The following is a 23174-nucleotide window of genomic DNA, read 5'->3' as shown; positions in this document are numbered from 1 at the left end:
AAAAGGAACTTGTGAGAGGGGGATATATGCAACCGCAGATCATTTGTATTGTCGGGAAGAAGAAATCCGGTAAAACCACGTTCATTGAAAAACTGGTGCCGGAATTGAAGGCACTTGGTGTGTCGGTGGGGGCGATCAAACACGATGCCCATTCCTTTGATATCGATCATGAAGGAAAGGATTCGTGGCGATTGAAACAGGCCGGAGCCGAAACCGTGGTTATTGCTTCACCCGATCGAATCGCCATGATTCAGAGCGTGGACCATGAACACACGTTGCCGGAATTGGCTGAAAAACTGTTCGCGGATAAACATCTGGTGTTGACTGAAGGGTATTTCAATGCCCAGTTCCCCAAGGTTGAAGTCCATCGGGGCGAAGCACATCATACGCCATTGTGCTCCCGGCAAAATCAGGATGACAAACAACTTGTTGCCATGGTCACGGATGTGGGCGTGGATGCGGATGTCCCCAGATTCGGACTTGATGATGCCCGGGAGGTCGCGGGCTTTCTTGCGAGAAAATACCTCGGATGGGTCCAGAACGGCATGTGGAGCAGCGAAGAATAGCGCGTCTCCGTATATGGTGAAGGGGGCTTGGCGTTGAATATGCGGTGCCCGTGTTGACAGATTCCTGTGTGACTCGTAGTGGTCTAAAGAATGTTTAGAATTTACGCTGTCCAGGTGAACGGGGCAGGTGTGTCGGCAATCAATCAGAGGTGTGCGCATGTTCAATCCGAAAAAGGTTCCTTTTCGCTTCAAACTCGTCAGCGGCGTTGTTTTCATGGTGGCTGTCACAGCCCTTCTTCTTGCCGGCGGCATCGTGTTCAGGATCACTTCGGTACTGGATGAACTGGTGCTCGATCAGGCCAGCCGGGATACGTTGATTCACAGCGTCCTGTGGGTCAGTGGTATTGTCGTGACCGGCGGGATTCTGGTGTCGTTTTTGGGAGGGACCATTCTGGTCCGGGCCTTGATTCGGCCTTTGTCCGACCTTTCCGAGTTTACCCGTGAGGTTGCCAAGGGAAAGTATGACGCGACCATCAGGTATGAAGCCGTTGATATTATCAGCGAGACCATTGATTCCGTGCGGGATATGACTGCCGAGCTGAAGACCAAGCTTGGTATGTCTCAGGGATTGCTGACCAATATGACACAGCCCTGCGTGGTTGTGGATCTGGATGAAACCATTACTTTTTTGAATCAGGCAGAACTCGATTTGTTGCAGATTGATGAGCCGCCGGAAGCGTTTATCGGAATGCACATGGGTGAATTCGTGTATGGCGATCGCAATCGGTCCACCATGCTTGGCCAGTGTATGCGTGATGATACCGTGGTGATCGGGCAGGTGACATCCGGCACGGGCCGACGGGGAAGACCATATCATTTGTTGGTTGATACTTCGCCCATCAAGGATTTGGACGGGAAGATTGTCGGGGCTTTTACTATCCTGACCGAAACCACGGAAATCAAGTTGAGCGAGCAGGAGGCCCGTCAGCAACATGAATTGTTGGTGGAAACAGCCCGGGAAGCTCGATCTATTGCCGAACAGCTTGAAGATGCGTCGTCAGTCTTGTCGCAACAGGTGGATGAAGCCAGTCACGGTTCCGATATCCAGCGGGATCGGGCCAGTGAAACCGCGTCTGCCATGGAGCAGATGAATGTGACGGTGCTTGAGGTCGCCAGAAATGCCGCAGATGCGTCCAGCAATGCGGAAGACATGCGTGGTGCTGCCGAGAAAGGGACGCACCTTGTGCATGAGGTGGTCGGTGCGATCCAGGATGTTGGCGTGCGGTCGGAACATCTCAAGGAATCCATGGCCGGGCTGGATAAACAGACCGAGGATATCGGGGCCATCATGCAGGTGATCGACGATATCGCGGACCAGACAAATCTGCTGGCGTTGAATGCGGCCATTGAAGCCGCTCGGGCTGGAGAAGCGGGGCGGGGATTCGCCGTGGTGGCCGACGAGGTGCGGAAATTGGCGGAAAAAACCATGATTGCGACCAAGGAAGTGCATGAGGCCATTCAATCCATTCGTGCCGGAACCAGAAAAAATGTGACCGCCACTGAAGAGGCTGTCGTATCCATCCAACAATCCACTGAATTAGCCTCAAAAGCGGGCGAATCCATGCAGCATATCCGGGAACGCGTGGGCATGGCTGCCGATCAGATTCGTTCCATCGCAACGGCTGCGGAAGAACAGTCCACAACCAGTGAGCAGGTCAATCGTGCTACTGAGGAAATCAATGGCATTTCCAGTGAAACCGCCAATGCCATGAGTGAATCTCGGGTTGCTTTGCAGAATCTGTCCGCTTTGGCCGGATCGCTCAAGGAATTGATCGGACGTATGCAGTCCTAGGCCAAAGTCCGCTTCTCTTTCGTGAGAACGTGCGATATGATTGTACGATGAAAAAAACACTCATCACCGGCGGTGCCGGATATATCGGTTCCCATGCGGCCAAGGCCCTGTCCGCCTTGGGACGAGAGGTTGTGGTTGTTGATTCGTTGGTGGCCGGCCATCGTGATTTCCTCAAATGGGGGGAATTCGAAGAGGGTGACCTTGGTGATCCCGCTTTTTTGAAAGCCGTGTTTTCCCGGCATGATATCGGTGAAGTCCTGCATTTTGCGGCGTTTATTGCCGTGGGAGAATCCGTGGCAAAACCGGATATGTATTACGGCAACAATGTGCGGAATACCCTGAATTTGTTGGATGCCATGTTGGAAGCCGATGTGAAACGGCTGGTCTTTTCCTCCACCGCCGCCGTGTACGGTGAACCCGTGACCGAGGTGATCGCAGAAGATCACCCACTGTCTCCGCTGTCTCCTTATGCGTGGTCAAAACGGATGATCGAGCAGATGCTGGCCGACTATGGGCGGGCCTATGGCTTGAATCATGTGTGTCTGCGGTATTTCAATGCCGCCGGAGCTGACCCGGATGGTGAGATTGGCGAACGTCATCAACCGGAAACCCATCTCATCCCGTTGATTTTGCATACTGCGCTTGGTTTGCGTGACAATATCACCCTTTTCGGTACGGATTATCCCACCCCGGACGGAACGTGTCTCCGAGACTATATCCATGTCACCGACCTGGCTTCGGCGCATGTCAAGGCTCTGGAATATTTGGAATCAGGTGGTGCTTCACGGGCTTTCAACCTTGGAAATGGCAACGGTTTTTCCGTGCGGGAAATCGTGGATGTGGCCCGGGCTGTCACCGGATGTGCGATTCCTGTGGTCGAGTCGGACCGTCGTCCGGGCGATTCTCCGGCTCTGGTCAGTTCGGCTCAGGCCGCGCATGAAATTCTGGAGTGGCAACCGCAATTCGGTGACATCAATGAAATCGTGCGCACGGCCTGGAATTGGCACCAGAACGATATGGCGCACCTGAAATAGGTCGGGAGGCTGCCAGCGATCAGGCTTCGGCAAATAGTTCCCTGATGGTGTCCATGTCCGAGGTCAGGCCAAGGGCGCACATCAGTCGGATTCGAGCCTTTGGTCCCCCGAGTCGACCACAGGCTATGACACCTTTGCTTTCCAGATCGGCCCCGCCGCCGGGATAGCCGTAAATCGGCCAGACACCGCCTTCGATGCACCGGGTGGCCAAGACGACCGGGATACCATCTCGCACACAGTCTTCCACGCCGGAAACAACTGCGGGCGGAATGTTGCCTGCGCCAAATCCTTCAAGGACAATACCTTTCATACCAATGTGTTTAGCATGATCGATAAGTGATCGGTCCATCCCAGTATAAGCCGTGATGAGTGCCACCTTTTCGACAATGGCCCGGGGGCTGATTTTTTGTCGTCGGGCCGGGGTGGAGTGACGTCGGGCCAGGATTACGGATTCTCCGGCCACGGAACCGACCACACCGGCTTCGCGGGACTCGAAGGCATCCACATTGAGCGAGTTGACCTTGACGGCTTCTCGGGCCGCGAAGATGCGATCCGTCATCAGAATGCAGGCCCCGACCCCGGGGGGCAGGGGAAGCAGACAGGCCCGGATGCTGTTTGTCAGGTTGCGGATGCCGTCGTATCCAGATTCCGAATAGTACCGCATGGACCCGGTCAGTATGATGGGCTTGTCCGAGTCAATGATCAGATCACACATGTAGGCGGTTTCGACCAGAGTGTCTGTGCCGTGCAGGACAATGGCCCCGATGACGTTTGGCTCTTTCAGTGAGGTTTCAATGTCTCTGGCCAGTCGAAACATGTCGTCCGGTGTCATGTGGGGACTGGGTTTGTCCGACCATAATATCGGGCGCAGCGAGACCGCTTTTCCCTGAGGAACAAGCTGCTTGAGCAGTTGATCGAAGTTGCCGCCCGGAGCCACGCCGGGTTTGCCTTCGACCGGGGACATCCCGATGGTTCCACCTGTAAAGAAAACAGCTATTTCGGACTTTTGCGCCATGGTGTACCTGGTGTTGCAGTTCGTTGTGGTTAACTTTTGCCTGAGTCTGTTGCGGATTGGAGTGCGGTGCGAAAGCGTGTTTCGCTGATCGCTCCAGTCATGGGCGGCATATCGTTGATGATGAACGTGGGCAGAGCTGTGACCCCAGCGTCGCGTGCTGCCTGTGAACCCATGGCGACTTTTTCGGCGAATTGATGGTCCGCAAGCGCGGTGTTCAGGGCCGCTCGATCCAGTCCGCAGGACTCTCCCACGTCCAACAATATGTCTGTTGCTCCAATGTCTTTCCCTTCAGTGAAATACGCCCTGAAGACCGCGTGGTGAAATGCGTGATACACGCCATGCTCGCGGGCGAATTCCGCTGCCTCCAGCGACAGTCGGGAGTTTCTCAGAACGGTCATGTCACCAAAGGTCAGACCGTAAGGTTCACCCCGCTGGTTGCAGGTGAGGACGGCCTGGTCGATATCAAACTGGCTGAATCGATCAATCGTTGGCACGCCTTGTGCTGGCGTTTCCGGGTGGAGTTCGTGTGGAATCCAGATGTCTTCAATGTCGAATTCCTGCTTCAAATGATCGACAATTCCCGTGCCGATGTAGCAGAATGGTCAGACAAAGTCGGAAAATATTCGGAGAGTGAGCGGCATGATATATCCTTTTTTGCGATGGGAGAATGTTCACAAAAAGTACAGGATCATTGAACCGGAAACAAGGGGCAAAATTCGAAACAGGTTCCGGTCAGCGAGGATTTCGTTTTTTCGGAATTGGGTTTGAAGATGCTGTGTGTCCCCGTGTTTGACCTCATGTCCTGACAGTTCTATATTTAGGATGAATTGCGAATCGGAATTCGGGAGTGCCCCATACAGGAGAGGTTCCCATGCACATGAGGACGAAAAGCGCACTGGTTGTCTCGATCGGTCTCGTCGTGGCGTTTGGTTCACTGTTTTTCTTCGATTATACTGATACCTACATGAAAGATCGGTTTGTCCGGGCCGTGGACAAACAGCGGGCACGCCCAGGAGATACGTTTTCTCTGGATGCCTTGATGGAGTCCTATGATTGGGATGGAGTGTGTCTGCTTCTGCCCGGAAAAGTGCATACACTCAAAAACAGGTTTGGTCGTCCGTATGCAGGAAAGCAAATGGCCCCGGATTCTTGGGGATTGATTTTTGTCAAAGACGCGCGGGTGAGCGCAGAAATTCATGTATCCCGCTCTTTTCTGGACATCGATCCCGAGCTGGGCGAACGGTGCTTCGAGCGGTGGGCCGCCATTTTCAGTGTGCATACCGACCCGGATGGGCATCTGATTTTGTCCGCCGTGGAATAGTGAGGATATCATGACGAATCAAGCTCTTGAGAATGCGGCGCAGGCCATACGGAACGCCCGGTGTATCATGGCATTTACTGGTGCGGGAATTTCCGTGGAATCCGGCATCCCCCCGTTTCGCGGGCCGGGTGGCATCTGGTCTCGATATGACCCTGCCTTGTTCGAGAAAGCCTATTTCAAACAGCATCCGGCGGACGTGTGGCCGCTTTTGAAGACGATTTTTTATGACATGTTGGACTCGGCCAAACCAAACGCCGCACACCACGCGTTGGTGCAGTTGGAAAACAATGGCAAGTTGGCCGGTATCGTGACGCAGAATATCGATTCGTTGCATCAGGCAGCAGGCAGCACGGTTGTCCATGAATACCATGGCTCCACCCGGCGGATGCAGTGCATGAGTTGTCGGACTTTTTTCGACTCTCAGGATATTTCACTGGATTCGTTGCCACCGTGTTGTCCAGCCTGCGGAGGTGTGCTCAAACCTGATTTCGTCTTTTTTGGTGAGGGGGTTCCGTCCCATGTCCACCAGGCCGCCACGGCCTTGGCTCAACAGGCGGATGTCTGTCTGATTATCGGCACGGGCGGCCTGGTCATGCCCGCCGGTCGGATTCCGTCCATCGTGAAAAATAATGGTGGCACCCTGGTTGAAATCAATCTGTCCGATACGGAGTACACCTACAGGATCAGCGACTATTTCCTTCAGGGAAAAGCCGGGACATTGCTGCCGAAATTGGTTCACGAGGTTCTTCAATAATTCGAGAGAGTGCCCGCTTGCGTTAGTCCTTTTTGCGCAAAGGAATGTCTGGAAGCCATGAAAAAACGGCCTTCCCTGAAACAGGAAAGGCCGTTTACATTTTATATGGATTGAGTCCTATTGCAGGATTTCCGGGTGAACGATGTCGATATCGGCATTCTTGCTCAGCTCATCCATGAACGCGGCCAGCATTTCCTGACGATAGCCCTGTCCGGCCTGTTTGATCCAGAATGCTTTTTGCTCGGTCCAAAGCTCGTCGGAAGCGGGGATGTGTTCTTTCAGTCGAACGACCAGGACGCTTTCCGGCATGGTGTACACCAGCGGCAGCCAGTCAGTGCCCTTGGCCTTGAAAACGGCTTCAGTCAGCGGTTTGCTCTGTCCCAGACCGGCGATGTCGCCCTGACGGCCAAACGGTTCGGACGTCTTGATGCGGCGTGCATAGGTCTTGGCGGCCTTGGCTGCATTGGTACCCGTCAACTCGGCGTGAATTTTTTCCGCTCTGTTTTGGGCCATTTCATGGCTTTTCTGCTTTTTGATGGTGTTGACGATGGTCGGTGCGACCTTGTCCAGCGGCATGAGTGTCGGGGGAACGTCTTCAACTTTTTCAACCAGCATGTATCCGCCATTCACGGCGATGGGGGCCTTGTGCGCCTCACCGACAGCCAGTTCCTGAACGGTCTTGGCCGCTTCCTGAGTCAGGCCGAAAACCTGTGTCAAGAACAGTGCGGGCATTGGTTCGGTGGTCACGGCTTCGAGATTCAGTTCTTTGGCAATCTCTTCGATGGTCATGCCTGAGATCAGACGATCCAGAGCCTGGTCCAATTGTTCGGTGATTTTTTCAGACGCTTTTTCCTGAGCAATTCGGGTGCGCAACTCGTCTTTGACCTCGTCCAGCGTCTGGGTGGAGGCGTTTTTGCGTTCTTCCACCTTGATGATGTGCCAGCCGAACTGGGTTTTGACCAGACCGGAAACGGAACCGGCTGGGGTGTCAAAAGCCGCTTTTTCGAATTCGGGGACCATGGCTCCACGGCCAAACCAGCCGAGATCACCACCGTTGGGTCCGCTCGGACCTTCGGAATATTTTTGTGCCAGTGTCGCGAAGTCCGTTCCGGCCTTGGCCTGGGTCAGGACATCATCAATTTTGGCTTTGGCTTTTTTCTTGTCAGCGTCGGAATCGGTATCCTTGACCATCACGAGAATGTGACGGGCGTGGACCTGTTCGGGCTGCTGGAGCTGCTTGCTGTTGGCGGCGTAGTACGCCTTGATTTCTTCATCGGTGACGGTCTGGAATTTGGCCAGAGCGTCCGGGGTGAAGGAGATGAGGCGCAGGCGGACTTGTGCAGGTGCGGTGAAGCGATCCTTGTTGGTCAGGAAGTACGCCTTGATTTCGTCCTTGGACACGGTCACCGTCTTCATGAAGTCCTTGGGTGACACCTGAATGTAATCGATGCGGGCCTGTTCGCCCACCCAATCAAAGATTTGACGGGCCTGATCCGGGGTGGCCGAGGTTGTGCTGCCCACACCCTGTTTGACCTTGTCGATGATGAGTTCCTGCTTGAAATCAGCTTCGAACTGGGCCGGGGTCATGCGGATGCTTCGCAGGGCGGCCTGATAGATGCCCTTGTCGAAGACACCTTGTTTGTTCTTGAACATGGGTTGCGTGGCAATGCCTTGAACTACTTCCTGATCGGATGCGCCGATGCCGAGTTTTTCGGCTTCATCCAGCAATAATTTCTTGCTGATAAGTTCGCCCATGACCATCTGTTTGAATTGTGCGCTCTGCAACTGCGCTGAAGTGACGTTCGGATTTGAGTTGCCAATGGCCTCTGCCATGCGTTGATAGGCGAATTCGTACTCGGCCCGTGTGATGATTTGGTCGTTGACCGTTGCCATGACCGGATCGCCGGTGGGGGCAAGCCCGGACATACCAAAGGCAAAGACGAAAACGATAATAATGATGGCAAACAGGATCTTGACGATCCAGCCGGAAGCATTTTCACGCATTATTTCTAACATTTTAGCTCCAGTAGCTCTGTTTGACAGGACACCATCCTCATAAAGAGGGCGGCAGTTGCTCACATTTTATGTGTGGCTTTCTCTGACAGCATTGAGAAGTCCACCTGACTGGATAATCTCCAGTTCCTTTTTGGTCAAATCATTTGTCACTGGAACGATTTTGCCATCGTCTATCGTGATGGAGATCGTTCCGCCCGGTTTCATGTCTTTGGCCGGGATGGTGAGCGTCTTTCCTTGGCTCAAGCTGTCATAGTCAGCCGGGTTGGTCAGCAACAACGGCAAGATACCGAAGTTTATCAGGTTGGCGCGATGAATACGGGCCAGGGATTTGACGATGACGGCCTTGACACCGAGATGTCGGGGACCCAATGCCGCGTGTTCCCGGCTGGACCCTTGTCCGTAGTTTTCACCGCCCAGAATGATTCCCTGTCCGGCCGCTTTCATCCGACCGACAAATTCTGCGTCCACCCGGTTGAAGATATATTGGCTGATGGCCGGAATATTGGATCGCAGGGCCGTGATTTCCGCACCAGCGGGCAGGATGTGGTCCGTGGTGATATTGTCGTCCACCTTGAGGAGAATCTGCGCCTCGATGGTGTCCGGCAGTCCGTCGAATTTTTCAAGGGCGACAATATTGGGTCCGCGCAGTACCTCCACCGATGTCGGGTCTTCCGGGGGAAACACGAACAACGAGCGGATGGACGGCACATTTTCGGGCAGGTCCACGCGTTCGGGAGCTGGTCCCCAGGTGGCTGGATCGGTGAATGCTCCATCCAACGCCAGTCGGGCTGCGGATTGGGCGGATACCAGATAGACTTGGCCATCCAAGGTGCCGGATCGACCTTCGAAATTGCGGTTGAAGGTACGGACCGAGACCCCGGCTGTGGTCGGGGAACCGCCCATGCCGATGCACGGACCGCAGGAACATTCCAGCAAACGAGCACCCGCGTCCAGCACTGGTTCGATGAGGTTTTCTCGGGCCAGCAGTTTCAGAACCTGCTTGGAGCCGGGGGAAATCATCAGATCGGTTTCCGGGGGTGTCTGCTTCCCGGCCAGTATCTGGGCCGTGTTTTTGAGATCGGAATAGGATGAGTTGGTGCAGGAGCCAATGGCGACTTGGTCGATCTTTTTCCCGGCCAGTTCACGGATCGGACAGACCTGATCGGGCATGTGCGGTTGGGCGACCATCGGTTCGAGGGTAGACAGGTCGATGTCGATGACCTCGTCGTATTCGGCGTCGGGATCGGCGATGAGTTCCACGAAATCATCGCTTCGGCCCATCTTGTCCAAAAAGTCCCTGGTCCGATCATCGGACGGGAAGATGGATGTGGTCGCACCGAGTTCGGCCCCCATGTTCGTGATGGTGGCCCGTTCCGGCACGGACAGGGCCGCAACGCCAGGACCGGCGTATTCAAATACTTTGCCGACGCCGCCCTTGACGGTCAGACGGCGAAGCAGTTCGAGAATCACATCTTTGCCTGCTGCCCAGCCGGTGAGTTTTCCGGTCAGGTTGACCTTGACCACTTCGGGCATAGGAATGAAGTAGGCTTCTCCGGCCATGGCCAGTGCCACGGACAGTCCTCCGGCACCCATGGACATGGCTCCGATACCACCCGCAGTGGGGGTATGAGAGTCTGACCCGATGAGCGTCGAACCGGGTTTCCCGAAGTTTTCCAGATGCAGTTGATGACAAATGCCGGTTCCGGCCGGTGAAAAGACCGCGCCAGACTTGGCGGCCACGGTCCGCAGATATCGATGGTCATCGGGATTGCGAAATCCCATCTGGAGGGTATTGTGGTCTACGTAACTGACAGAGAGATCCGTTTTGACCTGACCGACGCCAATGGCTTCGAATTGTAGCCATGCCATGGTGCCGGTGGCATCCTGTGTCAGAGTCTGGTCGATGCGAAGTCCGATTTCCCGTCCCGGGATCATGTCACCGGAGACGAGATGTTTTTCAATAATCTTGTGCGTGATATTTTTGCCCATATCTTTTTTCCTCACAGTGCAAAAAGGTCTCTCTCAGACCCGTTTCAACGCATCTCCGAAGAGCATTTGGGCCTCTCCTCTCCCAAATGAATTGCGTTGAAACGGTATGTTACCGGTCTTAAAACAGGAATCCGTTTTTGACGCCGCCGCTGGCCTCCATGTCTTCAATGCCGAGATTGATCCGGTTGATCTTGTTGGTGCGGAATTTTATTTCCACATCCAACCGCAGTTTGTCCTGCTGCAACTGGAATATCTCGTTATGATAATAGACGCCATTTTTGAGGTCTTCGTCTTCCATGAATTGGCGGATGCTGACCTGCGTTTTTTCTCGCTCAAGTGTCAGTTCCGCCACTTCTTTTTCTAACGTTGCCTTATCATCGCTGAGTCGTTTCTCACCGGATTTTGATTCGTCTGCGTGTGTCATCTTTCTTCTCACGTACCGGCTTCGGTTTCATGATGCCGGTGGGCAGGGAGTTATAGAAGTTCCAGAATTCTGGCCAGGTTGCCGTCACTTCACCGTGGTTTTCGAGCACAATGCCGGGCACGGAATATGCGGCCATTGCACAGCCCATGGACCAAATGGGATCAGGACTGAACCAGGTGCCGTCCCATTGCCGTTTGCCGGCTTTCAACGCGATGCCGTCTTCGGTTATTTCATACGATGCGCCCATACGGTCAAGCAATTCCAGAGTCGTGGGATTCTCGGCTCCCTTCAGGGTGGCGTTGCCGACCTTGAGAGCCAGGGCCAGGGCCAACGGCATCAGGGCCGAGTCTTCACCCAGGAAGATGTCCGCAGATTCGGGCAGTGGACCGTCCATGATTGCGACCAGGTTTTCCGTGGCCACATTGATGGACAGACCGAGTGCTTTCAGTTGTTTCAGCACCATGTCAGCCTGTTCGTTTTTCGGCCAGGTCCCTTCGATGTTGATGGAACCACCACTCAGGATGGGCAGGGCCAGAAGCATGGCATTGAGCTTGACGGACAGCGGCAACAACGGGTCTTCGTCGATTTCTGGCACACCGTCCGAGACCGTGACAGAATCATTTTTCAACGTGGCCTTGATCCCGCAGACGGTGAGGACTTCAACGGCTTCGGCGACACGGGCGCGGGCGTCCTTGTTCAGGCCGTTGATAGTCAGGCCTCCGGAGAAGGACCACGCTGCCAGGGTCAGGGCTGCGGCGAACTCGGGATCGACGTTGCCGGGCAAAGTGATTGTTTCATCCATGAAACCGCCACATTCCAAACGGACGGGGAGGCCCGGGTTGTTGGGATTCATGGGAACCAGTCTGGCTCCGAGTCTCGGCAGAATCTTGTTCAGGGAGGCTACGTCCAGCAATTGCAGGGCGGGTTTGCCAGTGAATTTACAGCGACCTGCGTGGCCGAGAGCCAGACAGAGCAGCATGTAGAAGTTGAAGGGATCTTCACCCACAAAGGCCATGTTCCCTTCGAATTCAAGGGTTTTCCCGCCTTCGTTCCTGATCCAGTCATCATCCCACGAAATGGGAGCACCGACCTGTTTCAAAGCTTTGGCCAAGTCCTTGTTCGGGGCGTTCATTGTCACTGGGGACAGGGTGGTTTTTGTACCGGCACTGGCTGCCATGGCAAGCATCATGCGGGTGAAACGGAAGGAACGCGGTCCGGCGATACCGGCCTTGATGCGGTCCACGCGAGGAGCGAGTTTGTATCCTTCGCCTTCGAATTTCTTGCGAACGTCGGCCAATGAAAATTGATTGAGCAGTGTGAAGAGCTGTTTGGAGAGTTTGGCGTCAAGGCTGAGTTCTCCGGCCTTGCGGTCAAAAGAGCCTCTGAGCAACTTTTCAAGTTTGGGATCGACCAAGGACTTTTGCTTGGATTTGCGCCATGCACCTTCCTTGCGGATCAGGAATGCCCGTTTTTCCAGCAGGTGCAGGATCTGGTCGTCGAGGTCGGAAATGTCGTTGAAACGGTGGTTTGCGACAATCTCGGATTTGGCAGGAGCGTTGTCGTCGAGGACAGGGCGTTGCGGCTTATTGCCAAAAAAATCACGACCTCCACGGTTGCCGCCGCCGCGTTTGTCGAATTTTCGGCCGCCATCCCTTGGCCCGCCTCGCTTTTCGAATGTGCGAGGTGCTCGGGTTTCATCACGGCGTGGTCGTTCATGGGAGGGACCACTGGTGTCATCTTTGCGGATCTTGATCATCGTCTTACCGTCTTCCTTATGTATATATGGTTTTCCTCAAAAAAAGAGGAACAGCCTTTCTACCTTGAAATTCGGTGAGACGCAAGTGCCATGAATGAGGCCGTTTTTGTCGAGATTTTGTCGTGTGGTGACGCAGTGTTGACTCATGTGGTGCCTGTTCGTGCAAGCGACTGTAGAGATAATAATAAGCGCACGACTCAGAGTGCGGTACAGTGCCCGGTACATGGTGTGAAAAGCGTGTTGTGGGCTTTTGTGCATCGGGATGAATCGTGGTGGCTGGACTGCAAAGGAGGTTTCGAATGCGGAATATTTTGATTGTTTGTGTGATGGTGGGGTTCCTTTTGGGAGGATTTGGATGTGCGAATAAAGCGCAGCAGGGGGCCACGGTCGGTGGTTTGGCCGGTGCCACGATTGGTGCTTTGACATTCAATGACAAATTACTCGGAGCCGCGGTCGGGGCCGGTGTTGGTGTGCTGATGGGCTATATCGTTGGAAACGAATGGGACAAAAGCGATGAACAGCAGGTGCAACGGACGCTTGAAAAAGGTCGGTCCGGTCAGCCGAGTTCCTGGACTAATCCCGACACCGGGGCCAGTTATACTGCAACGCCGTCTCCTCCATATATGGCCGAAGAAAGAGTCTACAGGGATGTGGTTATCAAGGACGCTCGGGATGGACAGGAAATTATGGCCAAAGCGTGGCGTGACGAAAAGGGTGTCTGGCATCTCAAACAATAGGTTCTGTTATTTATAGAATATATATGAAGAATCGCGATTGATGTCTGTCCCGATGAAAGGGCTTGGGAAAAATGGAACAGCTTTTGTGTGCGGTTTTTGCTGAATACCGCATCGGCACAGAAAACGTGTGTGATGTTTGGCGGAAAAAAACGCATGTTCCATTTTGAACATGGATGGACATTTGGGTCGCAAAGGCTCGTCATCAGTCCTTGTTGCACTGTTTGCTGAAAGGAGAGTGGAGGGCTGATTCTCGATCATATTCATATAATTATATTGAAAAAGGGGAGCTGGCATATGCCAGCTCCCCTTGAATGGTCAGTACATACCGACCGGCTGCCTTTACATGTCGGCGCCGGAAGCGGCTTTCTGCATCTTGACTTCGACCTTTTCGGTCAAGCCAGCGTAGTATTCGCGCAGGATGACGAGGACTTCGTCGCGACCAAAGTGGTCAACAACTTCAGCGCCTTCAGACAGGGCCTTACGCAGTTTTGTACCGGAAAGGATGACGCGGTCTTCCTTGCTATGCGGGCACGTCCGCATGGAAGCCATGCCGTCGCACTTGTAGCAGTAGAAGGTCCAGTCAATGTTCATGGGCTGACAGAGCAGGGCCTTTCCAGGCTCGGCGGAGCAACCGTCTTGGTACGGGATTTTCTTGAAGATTTCCTGTGCTTCGAACAGACCGTAGAAGTCGCCGACGCCAGCATGGTCACGACCGATCAACATGTTGTTGATGCCGTAGTTCTGGCGGAAGGTGGCGTGGAGCAGGCCTTCACGAGGACCGGCGTAGCGCATGTCGAGCGGGTAACCGGCGTTGATGACGTTTTCAGGTACGAAGTAGTTGTCGATCAGGGTCTGGATGCACTTGATGCGGACATCTCCCGGGATATCGCCCGGCTTCAAGTTGCCGATCAGGGAGTGGATCACAACGCCATCACAGACTTCAACAGCGATTTTCGCCAGGAATTCGTGAGAGCGGTGCATGGGGTTACGCAACTGCAGTGCGGCAACCTTGGACCAACCGCGTTTTTCCATCTCGGCGCGGATTTCCTTGGGTGTCAGATAGACGCCGGGGAAACGTTTGGCGTAGTCGCCTTCGGACAAGACCTTGACCGGGCCGGCCAGGTTGTATTTGCCCTGTGCCATGACGGCCTGGACGCCGGGATGATCTTCCATGGCGATTTTCCAGAAAACGTCGTCAGCGGACTCTTCGCCGTGGCCTTTGTAGACATTTTCGCATTCCCATTTCTTGTCGGCTTCAGTCATTTCGAACTTTTCTTCAACCATCATGGTTGCGTACACAGTGCCGTCAGCGGCTTTCAAAGCGACTTCTTCTCCGACTGCAACGTCTTCATTGGTGTCGAGCGTGATGGGGATGGGCCAGAATGTGCCGTCTTCCATCAGGAAATTTTCACAAACGCCTTTCCACGATGCCTTGCTCATGAAGCCGTTCAGCGGAGAAAAACCGCCGATACCCATCATGATGAGGTCGCCTTTGGCGCGATCAGAAATTTCGAGAGTCTTGAGGCCTTCAGCTTTTTTGATTTCAGCTTCAAGCTCAGCGCCTTCGAGCAGGCAGCAGACGAGACCTTTTCCACCGTGAGGTGCTACGAGGTTGGACATTTAAGCCTCCTAAAATAGTTTTTTCAATTAAACCATTGCCTTAAATCATGGTTGCGGCGTGTCCGCGTTTGTGAGCCATGAATATTTCCCATGTCGATCATGTGACCTTATTGGCTGTTTGTGAAAGTCGTGTCAAGCTGTTTTTTGTGACACCCATGTCATATTATACATAAAAAAACGTTTATCCGAAAAGTCTGAGATCCTTTCGAAAAAAAGTCTAGAGATTCTGGGGGTGTTTTTTTGTAAAATTTCTTTATATTTTGAATAGTTAATCCGAATTTTAAAGGGGAAAATACAAAAAATAAGATTATGTATGAAGTTTGATATTTCAATTGGTAACTGTTGTTAGTCTGAGAAGTGTTTTCTTATATGATTAATGGGTGTTTTTTTGTAATAAATATGGCTTAAAGTGTGTTATTACAGTGGCTTGAATGGTACTGGGAGGGGGTTGTGCATACGTTGCTTGTTCAAAAATTCACTTTCACGTTGACAAGGGGTGTTCCTCTTGCTAATTCCTAGATTCCGCACGGTTGAAACGTGCAAAGCATATTTTGTTTAGGTAGAGGATGTCGGTTGTTGTGAATAATAAACCCTATTTTAGGAGGATGAAGTTATGCCGACCTTTGTTAACCCGGAAAAATGTGACGGCTGCAAGGGTGGCGAAAAGACCGCTTGCATGTACATTTGCCCTAATGATCTGATGATCCTGGATGCTGACGAAATGAAAGCATATAATCAGGAACCGTCTGCCTGTTGGGAATGTTATTCCTGCGTGAAAATTTGCCCCCAGGGCGCAATTGAAGCTCGTCCATATGCCGACTTCGCCCCTATGGGTGGAACTTCCATCCCGATGCGCTCCGCTGAAGACATCATGTGGACCGTCAAATTCCGTAATGGCAGCGTGAAACGCTTCAAGTTCCCCATCCGTACTACTGCTGAAGGTTCCATCAAACCTTTCGAAGGCAAACCCGAGCCGACCGATCTGGACAACGAATTGTTGTTCACTGAATCCGAGCTGGTTGCCCCGAAAGTGGCTGTCATGGAAGAAGCTTCTGTCACCGAAGCTGACCTGAAGAAAGAGTGGACGATGGAAGATTACGCCAGCCTGGTCTAGTCCAGCCTGCGTATGTGTCTGTAAGACAACTTGAATCACGTTAAATACTAGGAGAAATATTATGCCTCTGCTTCCCAGCAAAGAAGCTTCCAAGGGTGTAGCTCTCGCCGAGCCGGAAATCATCGAAAAAGACGTTGATATCCTTTTGGTCGGCGGTGGCATGGGTAACTGCGGTGCTGCTTTTGAAGCCATGCGTTGGATTGAAAAAGTTGACCCGTCCATTACTCTTGAACTCGTTGACAAGGCTGCTCTTGATCGTTCCGGCGCTGTTGCTCAGGGCCTGTCCGCGATCAACACGTATTGTGGCGATAACGATGTTGATGATTACGTCCGCATGGTCCGTACCGACTTGATGGGTATTGTCCGTGAAGACTTGATCTTCGACCTTGGCCGTCACGTTGATGATTCCGTCCATCTCTTTGAAGAATGGGGTCTCCCCGTTTGGGTCAAGAAAGACGGCAAGAACCTTGACGGTGCCAAAGCCAAGGCTGAAGGCCTCGCCATCCGTAACGGCGACGCTCCGGTTCGTTCCGGTCGTTGGCAGATCATGATCAACGGTGAGTCCTACAAGTGCATCGTTGCTGAAGCTGCTAAAAACGCTGTTGGTGAAGACCGCTACGTTGAACGCGTGTTCATCGTGAAGATGCTTTTGGATGCCAATGAGCCCAACCGTATCGCTGGTGCTGTTGGTTTCTCCACCCGTGAAAACAAAGTTTACATCTACAAGTGCAACGCCGCTGTTGTTGCTTGTGGTGGTGCTGTTAACGTCTACCGTCCCCGCTCCACTGGTGAGGGTATGGGTCGTGCATGGTACCCCGTATGGAACGCAGGTTCCACCTACACCATGGTTGCCCAGGTTGGCGCAGAAATGACCATGATGGAAAACCGCTTCGTCCCCGCCCGTTTCAAAGATGGTTACGGTCCGGTCGGCGCATGGTTCCTCCTTTTCAAGGCCAAGGCGACCAACTACAAGGGTGAAGATTATTGTGAGACCAACCGTGCCATGCTGAAGCCTTACGAGGATCGCGGCTACGCCAAGGGTCACATTATCCCCACCTGCTTGCGTAACCACATGATGCTCCGTGAAATGCGTGAAGGCCGCGGCCCGATCTTCATGGACACCAAAACCGCTCTGCTGAACACTGTCGGTGGCGACCTTGCTGGTCCCGAGTGGAAACACCTCGAGTCCGAGGCTTGGGAAGACTTCCTCGACATGTGCGTTGGCCAGGCCAACCTGTGGGCTGCCACTAACTGCGCTCCTGAGGATCGCGGTTCTGAAATCATGCCCACCGAACCATACCTTCTCGGTTCTCACTCCGGTTGCTGCGGCATCTGGTGTTCCGGTCCTGATGAAGAATGGGTCCCTGAATCCTACAAGGTCAAAGCTGACAACGGCAAGATCTACAACCGTATGACCACGGTCAACGGTCTCTGGACCTGTGCTGATGGTGTTGGCGCTTCTGGTCACAAGTTCTCCTCCGGTTCCCATGCTGAAGGCCGTATCGTCGGTAAGCAGATGGTCCGTTGGGTTGTTGATCACAAGGACTTCAAGCCTGCTCTGAAAGAGACCAGTGCTGAGCTGACCAAGGAAATCTACCAACCCTGGTACACCTACGAAGAGAACAAGGCCGGTTCCACCGATCCTGTTGTCAACCCGGCTTACATCACTCCTCACAACTTCATGATGCGCCTCATTAAGTGCACCGATGAATACGGTGGTGGTGTTGCTACTTTGTACATGACCTCCAAGGCTCTGCTGAATACCGGCTTCTGGCTGCTCGGCATGATGGAAGAAGATTCCCAGAAACTCGCTGCTCGTGACCTGCACGAACTGATGCGTTGTTGGGAACAGTTCCACCGCCTGTGGACCGTCCGCCTGCACATGCAGCACATCGAGTTCCGTGAAGAATCCCGTTACCCGGGCTTCTACTATCGCGGCGACTTCATGGGTCTGGACGATTCCAAGTGGAAGTGCTTCTGTAACTCCACATTCGATCCTGCCACTGGCGTGACGACTATCTTCAAGAAGCCTTACGTCAAGATCATCCCCGACGCCTAAGCTTTAGGTAATGATCATCCCGTGTCCGCGGGCCCCCGGCCCGCGGACACATTCTCAACGTCCGGGGCTAAAATGGTCTGAATCCGGGCCGGGAACGGGCTCCCGGTCCGGGTTTGGGCCATTTTGTTGGCTGAGCCTCAACTTTATTCGGGAGGAATGAAGAGAATGTCGAATAATAGTATTCTCGTTGTAGGTGGGGGATTCGCAGGAATCACCGCCGCCCTCGAAGCTGCCGAAGTCGGCTACGAGGTGTACATCGTTGAAACGAACCCCTACCTGGGTGGCCGGGTCGCACAGTTGAATCAGTATTTTCCGAAGCTGTGTCCTCCGTCCTGCGGGTTGGAGATTCAATTTCAACGGATTAAAAATAACCCAAATGTAAAGGTCATCACCATGGCCGAAGTGACGTCCGTGACCGGAACCGCCGGAAATTACGACGTCAGAATCACACAGCGTCCTCGCTATGTGAATGAAAAATGTACTGCCTGCGGCGAGTGTGAGAAGGCAACGGCGACCAGGATCGAATCCGAATTCGATTTCGGTGTTGGAACTCGCGGTTTGGCATACAAGACCCATCCCTTCATGTTCCCCATGCGCTACGTTGTGGATGCAGAGAATGCGTCCGAGTCCGAGCTGGAAGCCATCAAGCTTTCCTGCCCGTATGAGGCTGTCGATCTTGACGACTCAGGCAAAGAGCTTGATCTCGCTGTCGGAGCCATTGTCGTTGCGACTGGGTGGAAACCGTATGATGTTTCCAAGTTGACCAATCTCGGCGGGGGCACGCTGAAGAATGTGGTGACGAACATGCAGTTTGAACGGCTGTGTGCTCCCAATGGTCCGACCGTTGGGAAGATCAAGCGTCCTTCTGACGGAGCTGAACCGAAGAAGATCGCGTTTGTCCAATGTGCCGGTTCTCGTGACCAGAATCACCTGAATTACTGTTCGTATATTTGTTGCATGGCTTCGCTCAAGCATGTCCGTTATGTGCGTGAACGCTCTGATGCCAGCGCAACGATCTACTACATCGATCTGCGGACTCCTGGTCGGTATGATAAATTCAAAGCCCTGACCGAGACCGATGAGAAGCTCAGTCTGGTCAAGGGTAAGGTTGCTGCAATCGTCGAAGACGCTCAGGGCAATCCCATCGTGACCGTTGAAAACGCTTTGACGGGCATCAAGTCCGAAGAAAAGTTCGACATGGTTGTTCTGGCTACCGGCATGGAACCCAGTTGCGCTGGTCTCAAGGCTCCGGCTGGTCAGATTGACGCTGACGGTTTCGTCGTCGATGGCGAAGGTATCATCGCCGCGGGTTGTGCCAAGCAGCCCTTTGACGTCATGAAGTCCGCCCAATCCGGCACTGCTGCCGCGATGCGGGCGATTCAAACCGTGGTAGGGAGGTAAGCAATGGCTGAAAAGCTTGGAGTATATATTTGTGGAGGTTGTGACATCGGGGCAAATCTCGATGTTGACGCCTTGGCCGAATTCGCTGCCAATGGTAAGCATTCCTCCTGCGTTGCCGTGGCCAAGTCCAACCCGGTTCTCTGTAGCCCGGAAGGCAAGGCCATGATTGAGGCCGATATCGCCGAACACGGTCTGGATGGCGTGGTCTGTTGCGCCTGTTCACCCCGCGCCAAGTGGGACGTGTTCAAATTTGGCGATACAGTTCAAGTAGAACGAGTCTCGCTGCGTGAGCAGTGTGTCTGGTCCTACGAAGAAGATCCGCAGTTCCCTGGTCAGATGGAAGTCATCGCCAAGGACTACACCAATATGGGAATCGTCAAGCTGGTGAACAGCCGGATTCCCGAACCCGAGTTTCCCGACGCCTACAAGACCATCATGGTTGTCGGTGGCGGGTATACCGGCATGAATGCGGCACTCAATGCTGCCAAGGTCGGCTATTCCGTCCTGCTCGTGGAACAGGATGACAAACTTGGTGGCAAGGCCGCCATGATGTACAAATCCTATCCGCTGGGCGCCCCGTTCGGAAACCGGGCGGAAACCATTGACGTGGCCGCTCTCATCAATGAGATCGAGTCCAACGACAAAATTCAGGTTATCACTGGCGCGACTGTCGAAGCTCTTGCCGGTTCTCCGGCGCAGTACACTGCGACTATCGGTGGTTCAGAGTACGAAGTCGGCGCGGTCGTCATGGCCACCGGTTTTGTTCCTGGCAAGACCGAATTCCTCGCACCACTCGGTTACGGCTCCATCAAGAACGTTGTGACCGCTGGCGAATTCGAGTTGATGGCAGCCAACGGCAGCATCAAGACCGCTGACGGACGCACGCCGTCTTCAGTGGCCTTTATCGTGGATACTTCGCTCCTTATGGACGGCGTTTCCTACGATCCATGTGGCGAGGCTTGTGAAGAGGAACTTCCCTGCGACGACAGCAGTGACGAAGATGCCTGTGAAGAGTTCGTGTACGAGGACAAGGAGTCCGCCAAGCATTTGGCATACAGCTCGGAGATCACCTCTCTGGTCGCTTTGAAACATGCCAATTATGTGCGTGAACTGGCTCCGAATTCCACCGCATACATTATCTATGATAATATGATGGTGCCTGGCATCAATGAAAAATATTATCAGGCCGCACAGGATGATCCGGGTATCATGCTGACAAAGGGCACCGTCACTGGTGTCAATGAAGTCGGCAGCTCTGTCATCATCAAGGCCAAGGATACCCTGTTGGGTGCCGAGATTGAGCTGGCCGCCGACATGGTCGTGGTTCCCACAGCCATTGTCCCGACCACTGCGGCGAATCCGACCATGAACTTCGTGTATCGTCAGGGGCCAGCGTTCCCGGATCTCGAATTGTTCGATGGTTTTGCTGATTCCAACTACATTTGCTTCCCCTACGAGACCCGCCGTACAGGCGTGTACGCCGCTGGTTGCGTGCGTCAGCCCATGGGACTCGGTCTCGCCGCAGAGGATGCAGCCGGTGCAGCGCTCAAAGCCATTCAGTGCATTGAGTCCTCCAACCGAGGCATGTCCGTTCATCCCCGTTCAGGCGACTTGAGCTTCCCCGAGTTCAATTTCACGCGTTGCACACAGTGTAAACGGTGCACCGAGGAATGCCCATTTGGCGCTTTGGATGATGATGAAAAGGGGACACCAAAGCCGAATCCCACCCGTTGCCGCCGTTGCGGTACTTGCATGGGTGCGTGTCCGGAACGGGTTATCTCCTTTGCGAACTATGGCGTGAACCAGATTGGTCAGGCCATCAAGGAAGTCAAGGTTCCCGATACCCTGGAAGAAGGCGGTCCCCGCATTATCGTCCTGGCGTGCGAGAACGATGCGTATCCTGCTCTGGATATGGCTGCCATGCGTGGCAAGCACTGGAGCCCATATGTGCGCTTCCTGCCGGTCCGTTGTCTTGGTTCAGTCAATGCCATCTGGGTCGCTGATGCCATGTCCAAGGGCGTTGACGGCGTGATGATGCTTGGCTGCAAGTACGGCGACGACTACCAATGCCACTTCGTCAAGGGTTCCGAACTGTGCAACCGCCGCAAGGAAAATATTGCGGAGTCCCTGGGACGTCTCGGTGTCGAACCGGAACGCGTTGAGCAGTACGAAGTCTCTATCGACATGTACGATCAGGTTCCGGCCATGATCGACGAGTTTGTAGAGAACATCACCACCAACTTTGGCCCTAACCCGTTCAAGGGTTACTAGGAGGTACGGCATGTCAAATACCGTCAAGGTACAACCGGACCTTACGTTCGTTAAAGAGTTGCAAGCCGTGGGCGGCGACTCCCTGAAAAAATGCTACCAGTGCGCCACCTGTTCGGTGGTGTGCCCCTTGTCTCCGGCTGACAACCCATACCCCCGCAAGGAAATGGTCTGGGCGCAGTGGGGACTCAAGGACCGTCTGGTTAATGATATTGATATCTGGCTCTGCCACAACTGCGGAACCTGTTCGACCCTGTGTCCCCGTGGTGCCAAGCCAGGCGATTTGCTGGCTGCCCTGCGGAACATGGCGTACAGGAGCCTCGCACCGTTGCCGATCATCGGCAAATGGATGTCCAGCTCCAGCGGTTTGCTGCCTTTGGCCGCAATCCCTGCGCTTTTCTACGGCATTGTGTGGTTCATCATGGGAAGCAAGGTTGGCTCTTTGCTGCCGACCTTCAACTGGGATGCTGCGAGTCATGCCTGGATTCCCGCTGCCGATGGCGAAATCGTCTTCGGCGGATTGTTTCCGGGTGACTATGTGATTGACCCTGTGTTCATCCTGGTCTTCCTCTTTATGATCTGGGGATTTTATGCCGGTGTGCGTAACATGCTCAATGGCTTCAAAAAACAGCCCAAGACTTTTATCGTCGGGCGAAAAGAAGAGCCGAGCTTCCTGGCCTGTCTGTTTGACACCGCCAAGTATGAAATATTGCAGCACACCCAATTCCTTGATTGTAACGAAGCCGATGCCGACGAAATGGACATCCAACGTGCAACAGGTCACCGTTGGTTGATGTTCGCTTTCATCGCTCTGATGATCGTTACCGGCACTGTTGCCGCCGGTCACTGGGGTGGCTGGCTGCTGCGAAATCTTGGCATCACCGGCTTGGGTGATATCGTGTCCGCCATTGGACACACCCCCATGCCATTCTATCATCCGATCAAATTGCTGGCACTGGTTGGTGCCGGACTGGGTGTGTACGGGCTGATGGCCGTGACCAAACGTCGCATCAATCTCGACGAAACCAAGCAATCCTCCAGTTGGTATGACTGGTACCTGATCTCCTTGATCTGGACCCTCTTCCTGACTGGTATTTTCGCCATGGTTTTCCGTGTACTCGGTGTGGCCGTCCTGGCGTATCCCATTTACTACATTCACTTGATCGGTGTGTTTATGCTGCTTGCGTACTTGCCGTGGTCCAAGTTGGGTCACCTCGTGTATCGTACCGTGGCATTGTCCTACGCCAAGAAAATTGGCCGCATCCCCATGGGCGCTGACAAATAGTCGCTTGGGTGAACATATAAAAG

At 53.7% G+C, this 23174-nt stretch carries 18 protein-coding genes; 11 read left to right on the top strand and 7 right to left on the bottom strand.

Annotated features, from left to right (window positions below):
• Positions 1-26: 26 nt before the first annotated feature.
• The 3 genes from mobB (at position 27) to galE (ending at position 3392) form a co-directional block, all read left to right on the top strand.
• Entirely contained in the window at positions 27-566 is a 540-nt protein-coding gene (gene mobB / locus GO013_RS01705) for a molybdopterin-guanine dinucleotide biosynthesis protein B (RefSeq protein ID WP_163808316.1), read from the top strand.
• A gap of 157 nt (positions 567-723) precedes the next feature.
• The gene (locus tag GO013_RS01700; protein ID WP_163808315.1) at positions 724-2358 is read left to right on the top strand and encodes a methyl-accepting chemotaxis protein; all 1635 of its coding nucleotides are present in this window, start codon (positions 724-726) and stop codon (positions 2356-2358) included.
• Between the two features lie 47 nt (positions 2359-2405).
• Positions 2406-3392 (top strand): UDP-glucose 4-epimerase GalE, encoded by a 987-nt coding sequence (galE, locus tag GO013_RS01695; protein WP_163808314.1) that lies wholly within the window; start codon positions 2406-2408, stop codon positions 3390-3392.
• 19 nt (positions 3393-3411) lie between these two features.
• On the opposite strand, the gene GO013_RS01690 is transcribed toward galE, so the two are convergent.
• On the bottom strand, positions 3412-4407 hold the full coding sequence (locus GO013_RS01690) for an asparaginase (RefSeq protein ID WP_163808313.1): 996 nt from the start codon (positions 4405-4407) through the stop codon (positions 3412-3414).
• A gap of 29 nt (positions 4408-4436) precedes the next feature.
• Entirely contained in the window at positions 4437-4997 is a 561-nt protein-coding gene (locus GO013_RS01685; protein WP_343219521.1) for a DsbA family protein, read from the bottom strand.
• Positions 4998-5278: 281 nt separating this feature from the next.
• Between GO013_RS01685 and GO013_RS01680 the strand changes: the two genes are divergently transcribed.
• Entirely contained in the window at positions 5279-5728 is a 450-nt protein-coding gene (locus GO013_RS01680; protein ID WP_163808311.1) for a hypothetical protein, read from the top strand.
• 10 nt (positions 5729-5738) lie between these two features.
• Positions 5739-6482 carry an NAD-dependent deacylase gene (locus GO013_RS01675; RefSeq protein ID WP_163808310.1) on the top strand — a complete coding sequence of 248 codons (744 nt, stop codon included), beginning with the start codon at positions 5739-5741 and terminating at the stop codon, positions 6480-6482.
• A 117-nt stretch (positions 6483-6599) separates the two neighbouring features.
• On the opposite strand, the gene GO013_RS01670 is transcribed toward GO013_RS01675, so the two are convergent.
• The 4 genes from GO013_RS01670 to GO013_RS01655 all read right to left on the bottom strand — a co-directional run bounded on the left by GO013_RS01670 (position 6600) and on the right by GO013_RS01655 (position 12667).
• Positions 6600-8498 carry a SurA N-terminal domain-containing protein gene (locus GO013_RS01670; protein WP_163808309.1) on the bottom strand — a complete coding sequence of 633 codons (1899 nt, stop codon included), beginning with the start codon at positions 8496-8498 and terminating at the stop codon, positions 6600-6602.
• A gap of 66 nt (positions 8499-8564) precedes the next feature.
• Positions 8565-10487: an aconitate hydratase gene (locus tag GO013_RS01665; RefSeq protein WP_163808308.1), complete on the bottom strand. Its 1923-nt coding sequence runs from the start codon at positions 10485-10487 to the stop codon at positions 8565-8567.
• A gap of 118 nt (positions 10488-10605) precedes the next feature.
• The gene (locus GO013_RS01660; RefSeq protein WP_163808307.1) at positions 10606-10911 is read right to left on the bottom strand and encodes a hypothetical protein; all 306 of its coding nucleotides are present in this window, start codon (positions 10909-10911) and stop codon (positions 10606-10608) included.
• The gene (locus GO013_RS01655; RefSeq protein WP_163808306.1) at positions 10880-12667 is read right to left on the bottom strand and encodes a chorismate mutase; all 1788 of its coding nucleotides are present in this window, start codon (positions 12665-12667) and stop codon (positions 10880-10882) included. The genes GO013_RS01660 and GO013_RS01655 overlap by 32 nt, the downstream gene beginning before the upstream one ends.
• A gap of 299 nt (positions 12668-12966) precedes the next feature.
• Between GO013_RS01655 and GO013_RS01650 the strand changes: the two genes are divergently transcribed.
• The gene (locus tag GO013_RS01650; RefSeq protein WP_163808305.1) at positions 12967-13404 is read left to right on the top strand and encodes a glycine zipper domain-containing protein; all 438 of its coding nucleotides are present in this window, start codon (positions 12967-12969) and stop codon (positions 13402-13404) included.
• A 339-nt stretch (positions 13405-13743) separates the two neighbouring features.
• Here the strand turns inward: GO013_RS01650 and sat are convergent, their stop codons facing one another.
• Complete coding sequence (gene sat / locus GO013_RS01645; protein WP_163808304.1) at positions 13744-15024, bottom strand: sulfate adenylyltransferase; 1281 nt, start codon at positions 15022-15024, stop codon at positions 13744-13746.
• Between the two features lie 613 nt (positions 15025-15637).
• Between sat and aprB the strand changes: the two genes are divergently transcribed.
• The 5 genes from aprB to qmoC all read left to right on the top strand — a co-directional run bounded on the left by aprB (position 15638) and on the right by qmoC (position 23151).
• On the top strand, positions 15638-16138 hold the full coding sequence (aprB, locus tag GO013_RS01640) for an adenylyl-sulfate reductase subunit beta (RefSeq protein WP_163808303.1): 501 nt from the start codon (positions 15638-15640) through the stop codon (positions 16136-16138).
• 61 nt (positions 16139-16199) lie between these two features.
• Positions 16200-18197: an adenylyl-sulfate reductase subunit alpha gene (gene aprA, locus GO013_RS01635; protein WP_163808302.1), complete on the top strand. Its 1998-nt coding sequence runs from the start codon at positions 16200-16202 to the stop codon at positions 18195-18197.
• A 165-nt stretch (positions 18198-18362) separates the two neighbouring features.
• Positions 18363-19598, top strand: coding sequence for a CoB--CoM heterodisulfide reductase iron-sulfur subunit A family protein (locus tag GO013_RS01630; protein WP_163808301.1), 1236 nt, complete (start codon positions 18363-18365; stop codon positions 19596-19598).
• Positions 19599-19601: 3 nt separating this feature from the next.
• Positions 19602-21869 carry a hydrogenase iron-sulfur subunit gene (locus GO013_RS01625; RefSeq protein ID WP_163808300.1) on the top strand — a complete coding sequence of 756 codons (2268 nt, stop codon included), beginning with the start codon at positions 19602-19604 and terminating at the stop codon, positions 21867-21869.
• A gap of 10 nt (positions 21870-21879) precedes the next feature.
• The gene (gene qmoC, locus GO013_RS01620) at positions 21880-23151 is read left to right on the top strand and encodes a quinone-interacting membrane-bound oxidoreductase complex subunit QmoC (protein WP_163808299.1); all 1272 of its coding nucleotides are present in this window, start codon (positions 21880-21882) and stop codon (positions 23149-23151) included.
• Positions 23152-23174 lie beyond the last annotated feature (23 nt).

Origin of the sequence: Pseudodesulfovibrio sp. JC047, from assembly GCF_010468615.1 — a bacterium.
GTDB lineage: Bacteria > Desulfobacterota > Desulfovibrionia > Desulfovibrionales > Desulfovibrionaceae > Pseudodesulfovibrio.
This window is presented reverse-complemented; position numbering and strand designations above follow the sequence as displayed.

Excerpts from the sequence above, each read along its gene's own strand:
- GO013_RS01630 (WP_163808301.1), top strand. The coding sequence starts at position 18,363 with ATGTCGAATAATAGTATTCTCGTTGTAGGTGGGGGATTCGCAGGAATC.
- aprB (WP_163808303.1), top strand. The coding sequence starts at position 15,638 with ATGCCGACCTTTGTTAACCCGGAAAAATGTGACGGCTGCAAGGGTGGC.
- aprA (WP_163808302.1), top strand. The coding sequence starts at position 16,200 with ATGCCTCTGCTTCCCAGCAAAGAAGCTTCCAAGGGTGTAGCTCTCGCC.
- GO013_RS01700 (WP_163808315.1), top strand. The coding sequence starts at position 724 with ATGTTCAATCCGAAAAAGGTTCCTTTTCGCTTCAAACTCGTCAGCGGC.
- GO013_RS01650 (WP_163808305.1), top strand. The coding sequence starts at position 12,967 with ATGCGGAATATTTTGATTGTTTGTGTGATGGTGGGGTTCCTTTTGGGA.
- GO013_RS01625 (WP_163808300.1), top strand. The coding sequence starts at position 19,602 with ATGGCTGAAAAGCTTGGAGTATATATTTGTGGAGGTTGTGACATCGGG.
- GO013_RS01690 (WP_163808313.1), bottom strand. The coding sequence starts at position 4,407 with ATGGCGCAAAAGTCCGAAATAGCTGTTTTCTTTACAGGTGGAACCATC.
- GO013_RS01655 (WP_163808306.1), bottom strand. The coding sequence starts at position 12,667 with ATGATCAAGATCCGCAAAGATGACACCAGTGGTCCCTCCCATGAACGA.
- GO013_RS01665 (WP_163808308.1), bottom strand. The coding sequence starts at position 10,487 with ATGGGCAAAAATATCACGCACAAGATTATTGAAAAACATCTCGTCTCC.
- GO013_RS01660 (WP_163808307.1), bottom strand. The coding sequence starts at position 10,911 with ATGACACACGCAGACGAATCAAAATCCGGTGAGAAACGACTCAGCGAT.
- sat (WP_163808304.1), bottom strand. The coding sequence starts at position 15,024 with ATGTCCAACCTCGTAGCACCTCACGGTGGAAAAGGTCTCGTCTGCTGC.
- GO013_RS01670 (WP_163808309.1), bottom strand. The coding sequence starts at position 8,498 with ATGTTAGAAATAATGCGTGAAAATGCTTCCGGCTGGATCGTCAAGATC.
- galE (WP_163808314.1), top strand. The coding sequence starts at position 2,406 with ATGAAAAAAACACTCATCACCGGCGGTGCCGGATATATCGGTTCCCAT.
- GO013_RS01680 (WP_163808311.1), top strand. The coding sequence starts at position 5,279 with ATGCACATGAGGACGAAAAGCGCACTGGTTGTCTCGATCGGTCTCGTC.
- GO013_RS01675 (WP_163808310.1), top strand. The coding sequence starts at position 5,739 with ATGACGAATCAAGCTCTTGAGAATGCGGCGCAGGCCATACGGAACGCC.
- qmoC (WP_163808299.1), top strand. The coding sequence starts at position 21,880 with ATGTCAAATACCGTCAAGGTACAACCGGACCTTACGTTCGTTAAAGAG.
- mobB (WP_163808316.1), top strand. The coding sequence starts at position 27 with ATGCAACCGCAGATCATTTGTATTGTCGGGAAGAAGAAATCCGGTAAA.